At 49.8% G+C, this 20,379-nt stretch carries 12 protein-coding genes; 10 read left to right on the top strand and 2 right to left on the bottom strand.

Annotated features, from left to right (window positions below):
* Positions 1–327 precede the first annotated feature (327 nt).
* Both MJZ26_00685 and MJZ26_00680 read left to right on the top strand, forming a co-directional pair.
* Positions 328–4,962: a fibro-slime domain-containing protein gene (locus MJZ26_00685; GenBank protein MCQ2104283.1), complete on the top strand. Its 4,635-nt coding sequence runs from the start codon at positions 328–330 to the stop codon at positions 4,960–4,962.
* Positions 4,963–5,028: 66 nt separating this feature from the next.
* On the top strand, positions 5,029–5,439 hold the full coding sequence (locus MJZ26_00680; GenBank protein ID MCQ2104282.1) for an SPOR domain-containing protein: 411 nt from the start codon (positions 5,029–5,031) through the stop codon (positions 5,437–5,439).
* Positions 5,440–5,524: 85 nt separating this feature from the next.
* Here the strand turns inward: MJZ26_00680 and MJZ26_00675 are convergent, their stop codons facing one another.
* Together MJZ26_00675 and MJZ26_00670 are read right to left on the bottom strand one after the other, a co-directional pair.
* The gene (locus MJZ26_00675; GenBank protein MCQ2104281.1) at positions 5,525–9,643 is read right to left on the bottom strand and encodes a DUF3320 domain-containing protein; all 4,119 of its coding nucleotides are present in this window, start codon (positions 9,641–9,643) and stop codon (positions 5,525–5,527) included.
* 58 nt (positions 9,644–9,701) lie between these two features.
* The gene (locus MJZ26_00670) at positions 9,702–10,631 is read right to left on the bottom strand and encodes a glutamate--tRNA ligase family protein (protein MCQ2104280.1); all 930 of its coding nucleotides are present in this window, start codon (positions 10,629–10,631) and stop codon (positions 9,702–9,704) included.
* A gap of 61 nt (positions 10,632–10,692) precedes the next feature.
* Between MJZ26_00670 and MJZ26_00665 the strand changes: the two genes are divergently transcribed.
* The 8 genes from MJZ26_00665 to MJZ26_00630 all read left to right on the top strand — a co-directional run bounded on the left by MJZ26_00665 (position 10,693) and on the right by MJZ26_00630 (position 20,329).
* Positions 10,693–12,252 carry an insulinase family protein gene (locus MJZ26_00665; protein MCQ2104279.1) on the top strand — a complete coding sequence of 520 codons (1,560 nt, stop codon included), beginning with the start codon at positions 10,693–10,695 and terminating at the stop codon, positions 12,250–12,252.
* Positions 12,253–12,264: 12 nt separating this feature from the next.
* A complete protein-coding gene (locus MJZ26_00660; protein MCQ2104278.1) occupies positions 12,265–13,317 on the top strand; it encodes a hypothetical protein in 1,053 nt (350 codons plus the stop codon).
* Entirely contained in the window at positions 13,314–13,979 is a 666-nt protein-coding gene (locus MJZ26_00655) for an RNA methyltransferase (protein ID MCQ2104277.1), read from the top strand. Before MJZ26_00660 ends, MJZ26_00655 begins: the two co-directional genes overlap by 4 nt.
* A gap of 20 nt (positions 13,980–13,999) precedes the next feature.
* Entirely contained in the window at positions 14,000–14,920 is a 921-nt protein-coding gene (locus MJZ26_00650) for an MlaD family protein (GenBank protein ID MCQ2104276.1), read from the top strand.
* 7 nt (positions 14,921–14,927) lie between these two features.
* Positions 14,928–15,200, top strand: a complete 273-nt coding sequence (locus MJZ26_00645; GenBank protein ID MCQ2104275.1) for an HPr family phosphocarrier protein — start codon at positions 14,928–14,930, stop codon at positions 15,198–15,200.
* Complete coding sequence (gene ptsP, locus MJZ26_00640; GenBank protein ID MCQ2104274.1) at positions 15,172–16,995, top strand: phosphoenolpyruvate--protein phosphotransferase; 1,824 nt, start codon at positions 15,172–15,174, stop codon at positions 16,993–16,995. Before MJZ26_00645 ends, ptsP begins: the two co-directional genes overlap by 29 nt.
* A gap of 10 nt (positions 16,996–17,005) precedes the next feature.
* On the top strand, positions 17,006–19,387 hold the full coding sequence (locus tag MJZ26_00635) for a transglycosylase SLT domain-containing protein (GenBank protein ID MCQ2104273.1): 2,382 nt from the start codon (positions 17,006–17,008) through the stop codon (positions 19,385–19,387).
* A gap of 108 nt (positions 19,388–19,495) precedes the next feature.
* On the top strand, positions 19,496–20,329 hold the full coding sequence (locus tag MJZ26_00630; protein ID MCQ2104272.1) for an EamA family transporter: 834 nt from the start codon (positions 19,496–19,498) through the stop codon (positions 20,327–20,329).
* The last annotated feature ends 50 nt before the right edge of the window (positions 20,330–20,379 follow it).

Below are 20,379 nucleotides of genomic sequence, written 5' to 3'. Positions count from 1 at the left end.
ACGCCCCCGCAATAGCGCAAGGCGGATTCGCCCTACATATTATTTACACGTAAAAAACGGGGAAAATGATTGCAAACTGCTTTGAAAAACAAAATGTTTAACGAAAATTTACATTGGTGCACGCAAATTCGTGTGATATATGACCAAATTGCCGTTTTATTCACAAATTGTATACATCAGGAACCATTTTTTTTACTTATTCACGCAAAATTGTTTGGCATTTTCTAAAATAAAAGAATAAATTTTAGCGCGGTGTGGCGTTTCAGAAAGGCCGGTCTTTTTGTTATGCCCTTGTTGGAAGGAAAACCATCGATGGATATTAAGATTATGAAAAACACAAAAAACACCTTGTTAAAGTGGATTTTGGGTGCCTGCATGTTGGTTGCAGGAGTGCAGAGTGCGTTCGCATTACAGTGCGAAGGTACCATTTTTATTAAGGTTCCTAAGACCTGGACTATGGTGACTTTGGAAGCCGGTGGTATGTTCCCGGAACTTAAGGTTGGTACCTCTGGTTGGTACGAGGCTAAGGCAGCCTCTGTTGGTCAAGGTACTTCTTTCCGCGTAAATAGTGCGGGTACCCATTACCCCGCTCAGTGGATTGACCGTCGTGGTTACGATATTGCCAATAACGAAAGTTTGAATACCGATGCATTCACCTGTGAAGACCTCGAAAAGGGTGATCTTTACATCTACGAAGATCCCACCACTCCGGGTAAGACCGCTTATGGCAACAATCCTCCTAACGCCAAGTACCTGTACGTAATGGTTCCACCCGATAAGGAAGACTGGATGTCTTCTGTTCCCATGATTAGTATGGATGGCGGTGTTACTGGCAAGCCTTTAGCTGCAGATGCGGACAAGTGTGGGTGGTATACCTACGTATGGTTCAACGAAGAAATTTCTGATAACGTGGTTCTTTTCCGTGACGACGACCCGGATCGTCTCGATATGATTGGTCTTTATGGTAATTCTGAAGATGAGGCTACCCCCATTCCTCTGAATACCTTCTTTGAAACCTATGGCGTAAACACCCTGTACTTCGTGCCTGACGTGGATCAGTGGCTTGACCCTGCCGACGAAGGCTGGTATATGGAATACCCCGAAGGTGTAGAAGGTACCTGCTCTTACACCATGGCTGCTATTATTTACGATACCGATGCCAAGCTTCATCCGGCATTCTCCTGCTACTCTCAGGGTGACGAAGGCTGCCAGACTGGTGCCCTTGGTGTTGATCAGGCTACTGCTGTGGCTGCGGTTAACCGTTGTATCGGTGTTACTCCGGGTATTGTGGAACCGACTTTGGATCCTGCTACTCCCCAGCAGCTGCGTAAGCCTAAGCTGAGTACTTTCGGTAAGCAGTGCTTCATTAACGATGATTTGTTCAACTCCTTGTTCAATTACACCAAGGGTGTGAACGAAAAGAGCTGCTATGACATGCCTTTCAGTCGTTCTTCCGACGGCAAGTGGGAATTTGACTCCGACTTCAACAAGACCTTGATTCAGATTTCTGCAACAGCTACGGATTCTCTTGCTGGTGGTTTCTACCCGGTAGAAAACAGCACCGACGAATCTATCTTGGCTGCTGACCCCACGCAGACTCCGGTTGCTGCCGCTCGTACTAAGCGTGCTGCAGAAGGCGCAATCTTCTATGGTCCGGTACTTCGTGAAAATGATCCCAAGGAAGGCATTCCTGTAATCGACCTTCTTTGCAATGGCCCCGGCTGGAAGGGCGGTTATGACTGCTCTGGTATCTTTGCTGATGGTGATGCTACTGATGCCTTCATTAAGACGGCATATCCTGCTGCAGAATGCGTTATTGGTTGGTCTTGCCCGGATAAAGCCCCCAAGGGTTGGCAGTTCTATAAGGCTAGCACTCAGATCAAGATGGCTTCCGGTTCTCCTCGTTGGTCCGGTATGCGTAACCAGCACTACTGCTTTGAATCCCATGCTAAGTTCACCCAGAAGCCGGGCCTGAAGTTCAACTTCCGCGGTGACGATGACATTTGGGTGTTTATTGATAACAAGCTGGCTGTGGACCTGGGTGGTACCCATCTTGCTGCTCCTGGCTATGTTGACCTGGATAACTTTGAAGGCCTTAGCGGTAAGCTGGAAACGGGTAATCAATACGACCTCGACATTTTCTTCTGCGACCGTCGTACTACCATGTCTAACGTCCGTATCAAGACAAACATGTACATCATGCAGAAGGTGGACATTACGGCCAAGGCTAAGCCGGATCCCAACGATCCTAAGGGTGGCAAGATTTATGAAATGTGCTACACCAAGTCTGGCGATGGCTCCTGCGCTTCTGCAATGACTGGCACAGACGAAGCCGTCACTTGCTGTGGCTCTGAAATTGAAACCAAATGCGGTGTAAAGACCCAGTATCTCCTTATCCAGGGAACTGCCTTTGATGCTGAAGCCGGTCGTAAATTGACTCCGGGCCAGATGAACCTCGGTGGCATTGACTTGACCGACCCCACCTCTCCCAAGATTTATGCAGAAAAGCTGGTTCTTGGTCAGGGTACCTATACTCTGTACGTTGTTATCGATGGCAAGCATAAGAAGATTCAGACCTTCCGTACCAAGGGTAAGGTTGACGTTGTCCCGGGTGATGCTGTAGCATACGATACCGCTGGTGTTGCACTTCCGGGTGGCGCCTACACCTTTGTGGGTACTGCCATGGGTATGCCGGGTAGCCCCACTATCGATGACATGGTACCTATCTATGTTTCTGCAATTACTGGCGACAAGGATAAGAACGGCAACTGGGTTATGCAGCCCGATGATGCTACTGGCATGACTTATACCTTGGATATCCCCGAAGGCATGACAATCTACCAGAAGGATGATGCTGGTAACCTGGTCATGGTTACTCCGGGCGAAAAGCTTTCCATTAGCGCACAGACCGGTGTTGATACCGTATTTGCCTACGTGTCTCTCATGGTTCTTAGCACTCCGATCCAGACTTTCCCTGTGAAGGTTACCGGCGGTGCCCAGATTGCAAACATCAACATCTTCTTGCCGACCTTGAGCTTTGTCGATGAAGAAGGCAATTCCTTTGGCGGTATGGAACCGAACGGTGATGGCACCTTCAAGGAATCCTACCTTGGCGATGCAGAACTTTGGCTTGGTACCTACTACAACTTCTACTTGGAAGCTTTGAAGCCCAATGCTGATGGTACCTACTCTAGCTGCGGTTCTAGCTGTAACTTCACCTTCTCTCTGGGTTCTGAAACCTCTGAAGGTCTTGAAGCCCAGACCGGTACAGAACTGGTCTTTGTAGACGGTAAGGCTCAGATTTCCATCCGTTCTTCCAAGAAGGAATTCCGTTGGGATACCGATCCTGCCATCCACAATCCGGCAAGCATCGTCATCGTCGGTGAAAACCCCTTGATGAAGGCTGTGTTCAGCCCGGTCTACTTCCGTAAGCCGCCTGTACCGTTCCCGCAGTTTGCTGATATCTTCGATACCAAGGGCTCCACTCCGGCATACGAATTCAATATTCCGTCTCCCTACTTTAGCATGAGCCAGGAATACCTGGATGGTATTGCAGACTCCGTAGCAATCTACTACGACCGTCCCATCCATAAGGACTCCCTGCCCACCATGATCTGCTTCTTGTGGGATTCCACTTCTGCAGAAAAGATCAACCCGGTTGAGCTCGGCTTCTCTAACCAGGAAAAGGATACCGAACTGCTCTGCAACGCCTATACCACCAAGTTCTCCGCTGGCGAAGCTGATGCCGATGGCTATTGCTCTCAGGTTGTTACCGTAAGCGATGTAAAGCTCTCTGTTTCTCCCAAGACCTATGGTAGCGGCTTCGTTCACTCCTACGCCGTGTTCAAGGACAAGAACAAGGAAGTTAAGCAGGGCTTCAAGGGCGCTCTTGTTGACCGTATCGCCCCGATTCCTCTGTCTGCCGAAGTTCGTTCTCTTAAGAACAAGGATGGTACCTTGGCTGACTTCGATAGCCTTGTGATTACCATGTCTGAACCTGTCAAGCTCCTGGAAGGCGTTGCCAACACCAAGAACGTGATGGACTTCTACCTGAACTCCGCTATTGAACTTGCTGAAACGGATCGTTTTGCCTCTGCAATCGGTGGTTCTTCTACCATTATCGAAGCAAACGCTGCTCCGGTGACCAGCACCGACAAGAACGGCAATGGCCGTGTCAAGCTGTTGTTCCTCCGTGGTGGCCAGTCTCCTCACGTGGGTGACTATGTTCGCTTGGGTGGTAACCTCGCAACGATTCTCTGGTCTGATGCTACTGAATTCACCGATCCTAGCCAGGATAGCCTCCGCGGCAGCTTCGACGTGAACTACCACTGGAATTCTCCCACTGGTTACGACGAAAAGGATCGTCTGCCTTCTCCGTGGATCGAAGTCATTGGTGACGCCGAAATCACTGTTAAGGAAAACAAGTTTGCTAATACCGGTAACTCCAAGGCCACCGACAAGGATCCTCCGGTTGTCGTATATGGCTTCCCCACCATCAAGGGCTATGCAGAAATCCTTGCTGATGAAAACATCGGCGGTATTCCGGGCCACTTTGTAAAGGCTGACATGTTCTCCCTGTACAACGGCTTGAGCGGTGCAGAACAGTCTGCAATCGATCCTAGCGAAGTCTACTTCTACTACAAGGTTGAATACTACACCAACCTGGGTGCCTATGTTGCTGGCCAGAGCGGTAAGATTTACTGCGACGACGCTAAGAACAAGGTTCCGTACTTCAATGGTGGCAAGTGCACCGACGCTGGTAACGGTCGTAACTTCTACATCGGTTGGAACATGCGTTCCGATAACGGTCGTCAGGTCGGTACCGGTGCTTACATCGCAAAGATTGACTCTTACGTCAAGCTCGGCAAGCACGGTAAGGAAGCTAAGCAGAACGAAACCTCTGTCTGGGGTGTGCGTAAGTCTGCTACTCCCAACACCGACTACCTGAACTTGGCCAAGTAGTAGCCTTTAGGTGAACTTGAAAAAGGGAGCGGACTAAGTCCGTTCCCTTTTTGTTATATTTGGACCATGCGTAAGATTATTGCTATTGCATCTGTTTTGTCTGCATTTGCCTTTGCGGCAGATAAGCCTACCGATCTGGATTCCCTGTTCCGCGGTAAGGAGTACAAGCCCCAGCTGAGTTCCTCCCTCCGAGAAAATGCGGACAGCCAGTCTTCCGTTCCTGGTAAGGCTGCAGCCAAGTCCAGCAAGTCCGAGGGCTACTACGTGCTGCAGTTTGAATCCGTTGCTGATTTCGATGCAGCCCAGCGTCGTCGAGCACAGATTTCCGCCAGTACGGGTTACGCAATCCAGGTTGTCTTTGATGCTCCCTTCTATAAGCTCCGCGGTGGTGGATGGACTTCCAAGAAGGCCGCCGAAGACAAGGCTCGTGAACTTTCTGCTTACAACATTACAGCCTTTGTCATCAAGGTCAAGTAGTTTCTGCCAGCTGGCAACTATTGAGTTGACTTAAACGCAAAAGCCCCGGTTTATAACCGGGGCTTTGTGTTAATGGTTGCTTGTGCTATTCCAACAGGCCTAATGCAAGCTTGATTGCGTGCTCATCCATGGATGCTGGCATCATGGATCGTTCCTCTGGCCCAACGTAAACAAGCTTGCGTTCGCTGGCGGGGCGCTGTGATCGGTCTCTGGGGCCTATCTTGATGGGGTTCAGAGAGTAGAAGAACGGGCCTGTTTTAACAAAGCGTTTCTTCTGGAGCCCCTGGTTGATGGCTTCGGTCAAAACCTGTTTAAGTACTGGCCCTGCTCGGTCTACATGGTGCAGCTCCAGCACACGCTGCATCAGGATCTCCTCGTGGATCGGAGCCTCGTGATCGACGTAGAACTTGAGCTGGGTGACGATGGCTGCTGCAGGAAGTTCTGCAATAGGCTTGTCGTGAGGAGTGCCTTCAATCTTGGGGTGTTGCACCAGGTAAGGTTCTACAGCCGGACCTGCGCTTATTGCAACTTCTTCGATATTTTCTTCTTCTTCCGAGGAATCCTTTTCTACTGGCGGCGGTGCCACGCTTTGTTCAATGGCGATGGTTGTTACAAGGTGTCCAACTTCGTCGCTGTTGGACATGTACCAGAAGGGAAGCCAAAGGTTGATGACCTTCCAGCCCAGTTGCTTGAGTATGGTGGGACGAATGTAGATTCGATCTTCGACAGAATCGCGGAAACGTTCCGTTGTGCAGTCGTCCTCGATCAAAGTCAGGAACCTGTTGGAGTTGTTGGCATCTACGACCACGGGACCTACTGAAATTCCTCCTGTGGCAAAGTTGCTTTCCACGTTCAGATTTTCTTGAGAAAGAGCCTCCAGAACCATGGGCTGAATAACGGAGCCGACGGAGCGAGCGTCGCTATTGCAGGTAAAATTCTTTGACTGCAGGTAGGATATCCACTCCCAGAAAAGGGACTGCTTGGTCTTGGCGGCGGTCTGCTTTGACAGATCCGCTTCGGAGATGAACACCTGGGTTTCGGCTTTTGCCAGAGTAGAACAGACGGAAATCTTCTTATCGCCGGCTAGGCCAGTGGCGCCTTCGGCTTCTGCGCAAATAAGCATGACATCGCGGTAACGGTCAACAGCACGCTCCGGAGTCTTGACAAAGTAACGGATGTTGTTGTTGGTCTGTCCAAAGAACCTTGCTGCCGGGGTATCGATGTGAACCATGGCTTGAATTTCTGCTTCAATTTCATGGCAGGTAGACTGGTGGAAGGCGATGATGCCTAGGGTCTGACCCGGGTGCTTTTCGGCATGTTGAATGGCCGCTTCCGCGATGGCCGATACCTTGTCGCGGACAACCTTGAACTTGATTCCCTTGAATTCGTCTTTACGAGGGGGCGGTAGCTGCTTGATTCCCTGGTTATAGAAATGACTGTTGGCAAATCCGACCAGTGCCATGTCTGAGAATACGGTAGACAGCCAGAGTTCTCTGGTGGGGATTCCCTGACGTAACGTTGATGCCAGGATGCTTTCCTGGAAGAACTGTGTGTGAGAAACCGGATTTTCCTGGTAGGCGTCAAAAGGCAGTTGTTCAATGCTCGGACTATGGGCGTCGCCAATAAAGATGACGCGGTTGGAGCAAAGAATGATGGGTAAGGATTCGGCGATGCTGATGCAGTCTGCATCAAGGACAACGGCTATGTCGTAGGAGTCCCGTTCCGTTTTGGAGAGGAACTGGTTTAACGTACATGTTGTCAGCTGGTTTTCGTTTTGGGCCAGTGTGTCGTGGAACTGCTTGAAGTTTGCGTTGCTGAACTTGTCCAGTAATTCCTGGTAGGCTTTGCACTTCTGATTCCTTGCCTTGGGATTGACGGCAAACAGGTCGGGATAGTTCTTTGTGGTGGCCTGGATCTGGGAACCAGTCCAATGGTAAACGACTGCCTGCTTGATATCACGGCTTACGTTGTTGACGTCCTGAACGAATTCCAATAATTCTGGACAGTTGTATGCTTCGAACTTTTTGAACAATGTCGTGAGCTGAAGCTGAATGTCCAGGTTGTTCCAGTTTTCGCTCCAGGACTTGATTGTGTCCAGCCACTTGGTCATGTCCAGGCTTTCTAGGGACGTTTCCAGTTCCATGTCCTTGGAAATTTGACGGACAGACTGCTGAAGATTCTTGGTGGTTTCCAGCAGGTCGGCAAGTTCTGGCAGGGAATCCTTGAACAGGTGCCACTGCTCAAGAACATGGAGTAGCAGATCTAGCTTGGGATTCTTCTTGTTCTTTTCCCTGAAGTCGTAGATAAAGTCGATTTTTTCTTGCAGGATGTTCCAGTCGGATTTCTCGTAGAGCCAGTCTTTTCCCAGCAGGTGGTTGCCGAGGACGGCGCTTTCCTTGTAGGCTCTCTTGTTCTCTTGCAAATCCAGCAGGGCGTCGATGTATTCCAGAAGCTGTGCGTCGCTGGAAATGGAGCGAGGGTTCTTGAATACCTGGAGCAGGCGCCTACGAGAGGAACGGTAACGATCAGATAAACCCTTGAGTGCGATTTTCTGACTTTCTGCAAAATCTTCACGGGCAGAGAGAATGTTTTCGTCTTCTGCATTGTCTGTGTAGATTTCGGAATTCTGCCTGCGGTAGTCTACCCAGGTTGCGCCAGCCTTCGGAAGTTCCTGTAAAGTGTCCTTGTAGGCAGTCCAGCTGTTGGAGCGAAGCTGCCAATCCTCGTAGGTGGGGGTTGCTTCGTTAAAGTTTTCTTGAATCAGCTCGAATAGGTCAAGAAGGCTGGTGAGGAAGATTCCTGTTGGACACAGTCCAGAGACTTCCAGCATGTGAATCATCTTGTCCAGTTTTTGGACACTGTCTGCGGCTTTGTTCAGTTCCTGGGAAAGTTCATCTTGCTGCTCTGGAGAAAGCGTAGGAACGTTTACTCCCTGGAAGGCCTTGCGAACTTCGTATCCGTTTTTCTCGAAGTACAGGTCTATCAGCTTGTCCAGGTCTTCCTTGAGTGTAAGATACTTTCCGTAGCTTAACTCGGAAACGCCCTTGAATACTTTTTCCGGAATCTTTTGCTTGGGAGCCTTGGCTCCGATGAACTCGGAAAGTAGGTCGGACAGCATGACCCCGGATGGTTGAACCGGATTATTGACTATGGCGTAGTAGTCGGAAAAATCCTTGCGGGCCTTGCGGAGCTGCTGCTCCAAGGCGGGGCGGTCCACGTCGGGGAATATTCTATAGGGAGGCTTCCATGCAATCTGGAAATTATTTGTAGTAACCGCTCTGCGGCTGACGACCAGAACCTTCTGGGCCTTTGCCACAGATTCGGCGACGATGTTGGCCGCGACCTTTATCTTGGCTGTTCCCGGCAGGGCCTGTATGGTGTAGGCACAATTCTTGTCGCAAAGGGCGTCAATGGTGACCCTAGTGGAGTGAGAGTCGGTCTGGTATAAAAAGTTGTGGTCGGCCGGAGAGAATATCTGGTCGAATGTGGAGTCCTCGAATAGGGACTCGTGGATCTCAAAGCCGTCTTCGATAAGAAGGGATGACAGAATGGGGTTGGTGTCGATTTCCTTATCGTTCCATCCCTGTTCCATCTGTTTTTTGAGAAGTAGACGACTTGTATTGAAGAAACCGAGGCAAATGCCGTGGCGAGTGAATTTCCAGCTTCGTTCCTGGCTGACAGCCTTTTCGAACAGGCTGAAGTAACGATCGATGTTGAAATTGCCGTCTACTACGGCGTCTTCTGCCTTGGGAAGTGAAATCTTGTCTTGGAGCCGTTCTCTCAGTATGACGTTTTCTACAGGGAGCCTGTCTGACAGGCTGAGCGTCTTCTTTTGCAGGTCTGCATTCAGGGGAATGAGCAGACTTGGGGCAAGAGCGTTTCCGTCCCACTTTAGGAATCCAATGACCATGTACAGGTCGGATTCGCCGAAGTCCTCGTCCTTTTCACGAAGAACGGACGTCATGGCGTCGGAAATGGCGATCTTCTGCTGAACGGAAAAGTTTGTGGAGACTGGGAAAAAGGTATCCAGTGTCAGGGGTTCCTTGGATTTCAGCCACTTGTCGTAAAAAAGGTCGCCTGCATCCATGATAAGGGGCGACTGAAAGTCTCCCTTGGCGGAATAGTTGAGAAGGCGATCTCGAGAGTCAAAAAGGGTTGCTTCTTGACGAATCTTTGATACGATGGCCGATGGTGACACTGACATGCCCTGAATATACGTTTTTTTGGAACGGTGTAGTGGGGCGTTCTTGGCAATAAGCGGTCTAAAGGGTACTGCTTAAGAAATCTATGGCCTGGGGCAGAGTTACCGGAGTATCGGTCTGCTGGAATCCGGCCTTGAAAAGGACCCTGCCAAGGAGCTGCTCTGGGGTTACACCTGCTTCCTTGTCTTGGCGGATGCTGTGGGCCAGTTCTCGCTTGGACAGTTTCTTGCCGGAGGGGTCCGTGATTAGCCCGTGGTGAAGGTACGTGGGATGAGGGTATTCCAGGGGGATGCTTCCGATGGTGCCGCCGGTGGTTTGACAGATCGCTTGGCTCAATTCAATTTGCCTGGCAGTAGAATTGACGATGTCTTCGCCACGGACGATGTGGGTTATTCCCTGATCAAGGTCATCTACGCAGACGCAGAATTGGTAGGTAAAGAAACCGTCTCGGTCTACAATGGGGAAGTCTCCGCATTGCTCGGCGGGATTTTCGCTGAATGAACCAAGACGAAGGTCTTGCCAGTTGATTATTTTATCTGTAATTCTGAATCGGAGGTTGTGAGGCGGCAGAATGCAACTTGAGTAGCTTTCTCCTTTAGCCTTTAAATTCTCCGCTAAATTGCGGCATTTCCCCTGGTAGATGATTTCTCCCGTATTGCTTCGTGGATTCTCTGATTCCAGCTGTTTTCTGCTGCAGGTGCAGGGGTAGACCAGGTTGTGATCCGTTAGCTTTTGAAGGACTTCCCTGTAGATTTCCTGGCGCTCGCTTTGAATGCTTTGACTATGATATTGGAAACCGAGCCATTCCAGGTCTTCGCGGATGCCGTCAATATAGGCTTGGCGAGTTCGGCCCCGGTCGTGATCTTCGATTCTCAAATGGATGTGTAGATTCCATTTTTTAGCAGCAGCCCACACGTAAAGCGCCGAAAGCAGATGGCCTTCGTGAAGATAGCCTGTAGGGCTGGGGGCGAATCGAATTTTGCCGTTCATGGCTCCAAAAATACATTTTGGAAAAATGGAATATGCGGATAATTGCTATTTTGAAAGTGAAATGCGTAGTGAACATTCTAAAGCTGTCAAGTTTTTGATGGGACCGGCTTTGGCCTTGGGTTCCATATTTGCGGTATTGACCTCCTGTGCGTCCAATCCGGCTCCTCAAACAGAGTCCGAATCCAAGGCGCCGGAATCTGCTCCGGTTTCTGTAGAATCTGTAGCGACAACTGAAAATCAAAAAGTCGATCAAACGGATTTGCCTGCCAGCTATAAGGATGTCCAATTTCCAGAGTTCAATTACGTGGCTCCCTATCCGAAGGATTATCGAGTTGAGGTTGCCCCAGGTATTACTGGATATATCGTCAGCGACCGTAGTCTTCCCTTGGTGAACTTTACGGTGTATTTCGAGGAATCTAACGTTCCTGCCTCCCTCAAGGATAATGCGGCCAGCGCCATGGTTGGTTCCATGATTCGTCGTGGCGGTGGCGGCGGGTTGTCTGCCCACGCTCTGGACGACTCCCTGGAATTCATCAGTGCAGGTCTTAGCACTTCTGCGGGAACCTTCAGTTCCATGTTTGACATAGACTGTATGTCAAAGGATTTCCCGGGCATGCTTTCCATGGCGAAGCAGGTCCTTACCGCTCCGGCCTTTGATGCAGAACAGTTGGAAATTATCAAGGCCAATTATGTAACCGCCTATGACCGACGTTATGAAACGCCTGCCAAGGTCCTTTCAGCTCTGAAATCCAAGGTAAACTATGGGGCAAATCCCAGGCTTTGGGATTCCAACGCTGAGGAATACAAGGGAGTAACCGCTGCCGATGTGAAACGTCTTGCCGAAGGCGTGTATTCTTCCAAGAAGATCATCTTTGCACTGTCCGGTGACGTGGATAAGGATTCTGCCCTGGTCATGATGAAGGATTTCTTTGCTGGCTGGAAGGTTCAGGAACCGAAAACGGCAAAGCCTGCTCCAGTGACACTGAACTTCCTGCGTAAGCCGGGCATCTACGTGGTGGACAAGGATATCACCCAGGCAAACATTTCCATGAACCAGCCCTTCGTGAAACGGCCCCACGTAGATTACTATCCTGCGGCTGTGGCCAGCTTCATCTTGGGTGGAGGCAGCTTTACCAGCCGCCTGATGAATCGTGTCCGCAGTGACGAAGGCCTGGCCTACAGCGTCTACAGTACCGTAGGTAATGACTATCGAGATACAGCCATGGCAACCATTGCCTTGCAGACCAAGGTGGAATCGGTGGACTTTGCCATAAAGCTTATTTTCGAGGAAGTGGAAAAACTGGCTAAGGAAGGCCCGTCCGAAGAGGAACTGGCACAGGCTAAGAAGGCCTTGATCGAAAGTCTGCCCAGCCTTTTTGACAGCCCGTCCTCTACAGCGATTCTCTTTGCCAAGGGAGAACTTGTGGGCAAGACCTTTGACCATTATCTTGACTATGTGAAGGAAATCAACGCTGTCACGGCGGATCAGGTGAAGGCCATGGTGGCTAAGTATTTTGGCAAGGACCAGATGACCATTTCTATTGTGGCCCCGGTATCTAAGCTGGAATCCTTGAAACCCTTTACAGTTGTTCCGCTGGATAGTCTGGAATTCAGGAACTAAGGAATTTTACTTGTGAGTGTAAATCTGGAACAAGCACTGATGAAAGGCTTTAAGCTGATGGGCATGGTTCTGCTATGCTGTGTTTGGGCTGTTGCTGCCGGACCAGAAATTGTAACTGACAAGACTGTCCAAAGGCATGCCTTGCTCCATAAGTTGGGCGAGGATGACATGAGGGCCTTGTGCTCAGGCATGAAGAAGTGCCTGGATGTGGACGTGCCTGGTTGTGATGAACTGGATAAGAAGCCCTTGGCGAAGGTAAAATATACCGAGGAATTTTGCGCTCCTTACCACGAGGTTGTTGCCCGTGGGCTTAGTACGGAAATGACGACGCCCTATGTTCCTGAGATTTTCGCCCGTCTTGGACGACAGTACAGGGCAATCTATATCAACGAGGGAACACTCCCGTTGAATGAGCATGTGATTAGCTACTTGTTCGATAACATGCCCTTTACTGCGCAGCTGATCAATGCCTATCTGGAATCCAACTATGAGTTGGAGTACACTCATCCCAATCGTCGCTATTTTAACGGAAGCAATGGCCGCAGCCTGTCGGGTGAATTCTATTGGGCTCTGCAGGATAGTGCTGGACAAAAACTGGGACTTCGCGACTTGTTCTTTGGCTATGGTCATGCAAAGGTCCTTAAATGGTCTTTGACAGGAACTGCGATTGCATATCTGGACATGGACCCCATTCCGGGAAACAAGATTAAGTATAAATTAACAGCAATCGTCTTTCCGGGAAACTCTGTGCTGAATTCCATTATGCAGATGGGAGTCTTCAAGAAGGTTGTCAATGAAAAAATTGATGATATCGTAAGTGATATCAAGAAGGCTTCAGGGCGGTATTTTGGCGGCGATAAGGAACCTATGCTGAAAAGCGCTGGCTTGAAGTCTTCCGACAACATCCAGTATATCCTGGATTTTGAAGCTGTTGTAAATGGCGCTCCCTGGAAGCTGGGTGACTTTGTCCGTCTTCAGAAACTTCGTGAGGAAAATCGTCTGAAGGATGTGAACGCCACACCTATCAAGGTTGAAGAATTTCAAAATATCAAGGTAACGAAATGAGTGAAGTAAACGAAAAGGAATCTCTGGAATCTCTCCTGGCTCGAGTCACGGACCGCCGTCAGGAACTGTTGACCTCTGTGGTTGATCGTCGTACAAGACATTTCTGCATGGTGTTGGAAGATCTGTTCGATCCCCATAACATTTCCGCAGTCATTCGTACCGCTGAAGTTTTTGGCTTGCAAGATGTGCACATCATTGAAGAAGACAATGCCTATAGTGTGAACAAGTCCATCTTGAAGGGTTCCTACAAGTGGATGAGCCTTTACCTTTACAAGAAGCGCATGCTTTGCATGGAAAAGCTTCGCGCCAAGGGATACAAGATTGCCGTGGCTAGCACCAATACCACTAATTCCGTTCTGGACCTGGATTTGAGCCAGCCTACCGCTTTCTACCTGGGTAGCGAATTCCACGGAAACCACCCGGACACCCTTGCTCACGCTGATTATGAGTTTAAGCTGCCCCAGTATGGCATTACCGAATCCATGAACGTTTCCGTTGCCGGCGGCGTTCTTATGACTTATCTGGATGTGTTTATGCAGAAGGAAGGCCGCGAAAAGTTCCTGCTTCCCAAGGCTGAAAGGGACGCTCTTCTGTATGATTGGCTGGATCGCCACGTAAATGGCATCGAAAACAACAGCCCGATCAAACGTATCGAAGAGTAAAATGCTAGATTGAGAACGAAATGAAAAAGAATTCTGCACTTTATTTTTCTGTTGGGCTTGTTGTAATACTTGCTCTCATCATTCTCGTATTCGGTGTCTTCTTTTTGAACGAAAAGGACCCGCGTGAAACGTTTAACACTTACCACTTGCGCTTTACTCAGGTCAGTACTCTGGTTTTGGATGACCCTGTCAAGGTTAACGGTGTAAAGCTTGGTAAGGTTGAAACCATCGAACTGTCCGGCCATCGTGTGGTTGTGACCATTCGTCTCCGTTCCGATGTGAAGATCCCCAAGGATTCCGAAATTCGAGTGCAGAACATCGGTATCATGGGCGAACGCCAGATCGGTATGATCCTTGGTGACGCTACGGATTACTTTACCCCGGGTGACACCATCAACGGTCAGTTTGACGCAGGTATTGCAGAAGCCCTGGGCCTTGCTGGTGAAGTTTGCGATAGCACCAAGGTTTTGCTGGAATCTGTGAAGCAGGCTCTGAACCAGACCATCGTTAATCCTGAATTCCAGGAACGATTCAAGACTCTCCTGGTCAAGGCAGAAAAGCTTGAAGACCGCTTGATGGTGATGCTGAATACTACGGACCCCCAGATCAAGAAGAGCTTGGAAGGTTTGAACCAGGTTACCGTGAAGGTCAACGAGTTGATCGATGGTGTTAAGTCTCCCATTGACAATATGTTTGCCAATACCGATAAGGTCATGGGCAACGCTAACAATCTGGTTAGTGAGCTTGAAGGTGTTACCAAGCATATGGACGAACTGATTTCCAAGGTGGAATCTAAGATCCAGTCCAAGGACAACACCGTTGGTATTTTGTTGAACGACAGAGCCCTGCATGATGACTTGGTTAAGACGGTTCACACGGCCGACAGCCTGTTCCGTGTAATTCTCCAAGACGGCCTGGACATCAACGTGGATATTTTCTGAGGAAAAAATGATAGTCAAGACATTGGTGGTCTCTAATAAATTGGGAATACACGCTCGACCTGCCGGTATGATCGTAGACGTTACCGGCCAGTCCAAGAGCGATATCACGATTGTTTTCGAAGGTGCAAGGGCTAACGCCAAGAGCATCTTGAACGTGATGATGCTTGCTATTCCTGCCGGTTCCGAAGTGAAGTTCGAAATTGATGGCGAGGACGAGGAAACGGTTGCATCCCAGCTGGAAGCCCTGTTCAATGACCACTTCAACGAAGAACCCTGCTAACGAAAGCGTACTGCCGGCCCGAATAGAACTGACCGGCGTTCCCGCTTCTCCCGGCTATGCAATGGGCCGGGTTTTTCCGGTTATTGACCGCGAAATATCCGTAGTAGAAGAGACTTTACCAGAAAGTCGCATTCCCGACGAAGAACAGCTTTTCCTGAAGGCGGTGAACAAGACCGCTAAGGAAATCGCTCAGATTAAGGAAATTTCTGAAAGCCGCGCCGGCATGAAGGACAGCCTGATCTTTGCAACTCACTTGATGATCTTGCAGGACCCGGGCTTGTTGAATGGCGTGGTGGAAAAGATTCGTGTCGGCCACAAGAATGCCCGCTGGGCGGTGCATGTTGTTCTTGGAGCCTACATCGACCGATTTGAGTCCATTGATTCTGCTGCCATGCGAGACAAGGCTGCAGACCTCAGGGACTTGTACAACCGCCTTATGGCCGCCATGGAAGACTCCGGACCTGTGCTGGAGGACGTGGCTGCAGAGGACGGTGTGGTTCTTGCTGGGCATGAGCTCTTGCCCAGCTTGCTTATGGCGATCAAGCCTGGCCAGGTTAGCGGCTTGGCTATGGATACCGGTGGTCGTACGAGCCATGTGGCTATTCTTGCCCGCTCGTTGCAGATTCCCTTGGTGTCTGGCCTGAGAAACTTCGCCGCCATGGTGAAGTCCGGCGATATGGTGCTTTTGGATGGTACCAGCGGTAAGGTGATTATCAATCCTTCCGAAGAAGACATCCAGGATTTCCATAAGCGTCAAGAAGTTTTTGAAAGCCAGCGTCGCGAGCTGTTTACCATGCGACAGCTGGAGCCTATGACCCGCGATGGCAAGTACATTACGCTGCACGCCAACATTGAACTTCCCGCGGAGTCGGCTAAGGTGACAGACTTTGGTGCTACAGGTATCGGCCTGTACCGTTCCGAGTTCTTGTTCCTGCGAAAGGACGCTCCCACCCAGGATGAGCAGCGAGATGCCTACAGGTATATCCTTGAGACCATGTCTCCCTGCCCTGTGACTATCCGTACCTTGGATGCTGGTGGTGACAAACTGGTCAGCGGAATCAACGCTGTAAACGAATCCAACCCCTTTATGGGATGGCGTTCTATTCGCGTTTGCCTTGATAAGGAAGATTTGTTCTGTACGCAGCTTAAGGCCTTGCTCCTGGCCAATACCAAGGGAAACCTTCGCATTCTGTTGCCAATGATTTCTGGCATGACGGAACTGCGCCGTGCAAAGGCTTGCATTAGGAAATGTCGTAACGAACTTTTGGCAGAAGGGAAGACTGTGGCCGACGTGAAGGTTGGTGTCATGATCGAAGTTCCCGCTGCCGTGATGATTGTGGACAAGCTTGCCAAGGAAGCGGACTTCTTTAGCATTGGTACCAACGACTTGATCCAGTTTACCTTGGCTGTGGACCGTACCAACGAATTGATCACGGAAATGTTCCAACCGCATCACCCGTCTGTGCTTAGCATGATTTACCAGACGGTCCAGGCGGCGCATCGCGAAGGTATTCCTGTTGCGGTTTGCGGTGAAATGAGTTCGGACCCCATGAGTGTCTTGCTCCTGGTTGGTCTTGGCGTGGATGAACTTTCTATGACACCGTGGAGTGTCATGTCCACAAAGAAGATTATTCGATCCATCAACTTTGAAGATGTTCGCGAAACCGCATTGACTGTTTTGCAGATGGACGATGCCGAAAGTGTTAACGCCTTCTTGCACAAGAAGTACGCACAGCCTATTGCTGACTTGGGTATTTCCAGTGTGGTGGGCCAAGTTGAAAACAGTAAGAAGTAGTTCGTAAGTAATGATTCGTTCTCTCGTGGTTCTAATTAGCATTTGCGCTGTTGGTGCATTTGCTCAAGGTCCTGTTGATTCAAGCAAGTTGGCTCCTGTTGCGGGCTCTGCACCTGTTGTGGATTCAGTCCCGGCTGTTGCAGCTCCGGTTCAATCCACCGATAGCATTATTGCTGCCATGCCGATGGAACCTGCTAATCCGTATGCGGATTTGGAACAGATTGCTCCCAGTCGATTCCAGGATATGGTTGTACGTTATGAACGGGTAAAGGCTGCCGCAGAAGATCCGAATCAGTCTCAGGTTGTTCGCGACTTTGCAAGGGCCGCCCAGTTCTTCTATAGGGAAGAATGGGATAGCGCTTATTCTGCCTATAGTACTTTACAGGGGAAGGATTCTGCCCTGGATGGGGCTGTCATTTTGCGTATGGCAAAGGCTAAGTTCCAAGTGGGTGACTATGCCAAGATGCGTGAAGCTCTGCGCCTGAACAAGAAACTTGAAAAGGACGCCTCCTGGGATCGCCAGGCAAGTCGCTTGAGAATCGAAGCGGCCATGGCTGACTCTACTTTGAGTGACCGTGCGCATGCGGACTCCTTGAAGGCCTTTATAGATAAGTATCCGAAGTCCGATGACGCTTCTGCCTTGAAGTATCGTTACGCTCAGTATCTGGAACAGTTCAAGCAACTGAAGAACGCCAAGCGCATCTACATGCAGTTGTTGACCAGTTCTACCAGCTATAAGGATTCCGCATTTGCAGCCATTCGTCGTCTGCGCAAGGTTCAGGGAGCCCCTGAGTCCTTGGCGGAGAAGGTTGCCTACGCCAAGATGGCTTGCGCCAAGGACGAGGCAGCAAGCTGCCTCACCTTGCTGGACTCCATCCAGATTCTTGACGCCCTGCAGCTGAAGAAGTCTCCGGAAAGCGCGGTGGCCTTGCCGGAAGATTCCATCCAGAGCAAGCTTCCTGTAAGCACCCTGGATATGGACACCCGCATTAACCTGTGGGAAAAGCGTGCTGTTGCCCTTCGCGGTTTGAAGCGTGAAGAGGAATCCATCAAGCAGTTCCGTTTCCTTCTGGATTCCGTCGAGATGCGCCCGCTGTGGATCCAGTCTACCTTGCGCTTGCTCCGTAACAACTCCAGCAAGTATGCCAAGGAAATAAAGATGTTTGATTCCTTGCTGACCGACGTCAGCAAGTACAGCAAGGAAAATGCAAACAACCTCTGGGTTCGCGGTTTTGAATATGAACAGAACCAGAAGTATGACAGCGCGGTTGTTTGTTACTCCCAGCTGGCCAGCAAACGTTTCAAGAATAACGTCAAGCGTCAGTGGGCAAAGTTCCGCATTGGTTTCGTCTACTTCAAGCAGGAAAAGTGGGAGAAGGCTGTGGATGCCTTTATAGATGCGTCTAAGGAACCTTTTACTTGGAGTGCCAGCGGCGCTCGCATGTTCCTGGGTGACGCCTATATGAAACTAGGCAAGGATTCCTTGGCTCGCGCCGCTTATCTTGACTGCATTCAGGATTTCCCGTTGGCCTATTACGCCCACCGCAGCCGACTGAAACTTGTGGAATACAAGCTTATGGAGGAAAAGGACGTTCCTTACGCACATGGTGTCTCCATGTCTCCCGAACAGACGCTGGCCTGGATTCGCGAATCCCAGAAGCTGGGTAAGCCGGATGCTACCTACAGTCCGGAACGCTATAACCGTATCAAGACTTTGTTCCTGTATGGCTTTACAGATCAGGCTTTCGCCCTGTATGACGAAGCCCGTAAGAAGAACGCCAAGCGTCTTGATTTCCTTTACGAATACGGCAAGCTGTTCTATGAAGTGGGCGAAACCGCTGCCGGCTACCGTCTTGCCCGCCAGTTCCAGAACAACATTGATCGTCGTCGCCTGATGACGCCGCCTATCGATGTTCTTCACTACCTGTATCCGGTTCCCTATAAGGACCAGGTGAAGTTCCATTCCGGCGACCGTATTGACCCCTTCTTTGTGTATAGTGTCATGCGTCAGGAATCCATCTTCAACTTTGAAATTGCATCTCCGGTTGGCGCCTGTGGCTTGCTGCAGATTATGCCTGCTACGGGCAAGATGCTTGCCAAGCTGGAAAACCTGGAAAACTTCGATCCCAAGCAGTTGTATAATGCCTACATGAACATTCGTCTTGGCATCCGCTACTTGGTGGACCTGAAGGCTGAATACAACAATGACTATATGTACGTCCTTGGCAATTACAATGCAGGTCCCAAGCCTACCAAGCGTTGGCAGGCCGCAGGCCAGGGCCTTCCCTGGGATATTCGCGCCGAGGAAGTCAGCTATTGGGAAACCCGTGATTACGTAAAACGTGTCATGGGTAACTACTGGATTTACCAGGAGATTTACGACGAACTGTAGCAATGAACAATTAAAGATGAAATATGAAAAATGATTCACTCTTCATCCTTCACTCTTCATTCTTCATTTAAAACTCATAACCTATAACCCATAACCCATAACTATATCGTGCTGTTTTTGTTGCTTACCATCGGTCCTGCGTTTCTCTTTGCTTGCGGAAACATCCTGGAAAAGTCCGGGGTTTCCACAGTGGGCAAACGTACCGGTGGTGTATCCAAACCCTGGCAGTTTCTGAAAGGTGTTCTTAGCAATGGTTTCTGGTGGCTTGGGATCATGTGTTCCGGCCTTGCCACCATTGGGTACTACATTGCCATGGCTCGTTATGACTTAAGCCAGGTGCAGCCCATGATGGTGTTGAATCCTGTGCTTACGGCCTTGATGGGTTTTGTAATCCTGAAGGAAGTTCTGACTCGTCGAATTGTGGTGGCCATCTGCTTTGTGGTTGTTGGCCTTCTTTACTCTGTGGAATCCCTCGGGGAGACCACGAGCTTGCAAGACGTTGGAATGCTCTGGATCTATGCCGGAGTTGTCTGTGGCGCAACCTTGTTGGCTCATCTTTTCTGCAAGGACCGCGAGATGGTGGATTCCCTGATTATGGGTGTTGGCTTTGGAATCTCAGCGGCGTTTTACAAGAGTCTTGCTATGGATTTTGACCTGGACAATATTAGCGCGTCTTCTATTGCGGGGCTTTTGCTTGATTTGAGAACCTTGGGCTATGTAGCCACTTACGGTATAGCCTTCTTGTATTCCCAGATTTCCTTTTCCCGCGGACGAGCCTTGTTTATCATCCCCTTCAGCGCCGCAGTGGGTGCAGCTGTTCCAACTATTGCCGGGGCGGTGGTTTTTTCTGAGTCATTCCCGATTGGAAAGGTGATTTCTGTTACACTTGTGCTGATTGGTGCCGGATTATTCGTGGTTCGTCGCCCTCGTCGTGCCAAGTAAGGTTTCCAATTCTTATTGATTTGTGTATATTCTAGACGATGTTTGGATTC

The organism is Fibrobacter sp. (assembly GCA_024398965.1).
GTDB lineage: Bacteria > Fibrobacterota > Fibrobacteria > Fibrobacterales > Fibrobacteraceae > Fibrobacter.
This window is presented reverse-complemented; position numbering and strand designations above follow the sequence as displayed.

What these genes read in the sequence shown, in the direction of transcription:
- MJZ26_00685 (MCQ2104283.1), top strand. Translation starts at nt 328, where the DNA reads ATGAAAAACACAAAAAACACCTTGTTAAAGTGGATTTTGGGTGCCTGC.
- MJZ26_00680 (MCQ2104282.1), top strand. Translation starts at nt 5,029, where the DNA reads ATGCGTAAGATTATTGCTATTGCATCTGTTTTGTCTGCATTTGCCTTT.
- MJZ26_00675 (MCQ2104281.1), bottom strand. Translation starts at nt 9,643, where the DNA reads ATGTCAGTGTCACCATCGGCCATCGTATCAAAGATTCGTCAAGAAGCA.
- MJZ26_00670 (MCQ2104280.1), bottom strand. Translation starts at nt 10,631, where the DNA reads ATGAACGGCAAAATTCGATTCGCCCCCAGCCCTACAGGCTATCTTCAC.
- MJZ26_00665 (MCQ2104279.1), top strand. Translation starts at nt 10,693, where the DNA reads ATGCGTAGTGAACATTCTAAAGCTGTCAAGTTTTTGATGGGACCGGCT.
- MJZ26_00655 (MCQ2104277.1), top strand. Translation starts at nt 13,314, where the DNA reads ATGAGTGAAGTAAACGAAAAGGAATCTCTGGAATCTCTCCTGGCTCGA.
- MJZ26_00650 (MCQ2104276.1), top strand. Translation starts at nt 14,000, where the DNA reads ATGAAAAAGAATTCTGCACTTTATTTTTCTGTTGGGCTTGTTGTAATA.
- MJZ26_00645 (MCQ2104275.1), top strand. Translation starts at nt 14,928, where the DNA reads ATGATAGTCAAGACATTGGTGGTCTCTAATAAATTGGGAATACACGCT.
- ptsP (MCQ2104274.1), top strand. Translation starts at nt 15,172, where the DNA reads ATGACCACTTCAACGAAGAACCCTGCTAACGAAAGCGTACTGCCGGCC.
- MJZ26_00635 (MCQ2104273.1), top strand. Translation starts at nt 17,006, where the DNA reads ATGATTCGTTCTCTCGTGGTTCTAATTAGCATTTGCGCTGTTGGTGCA.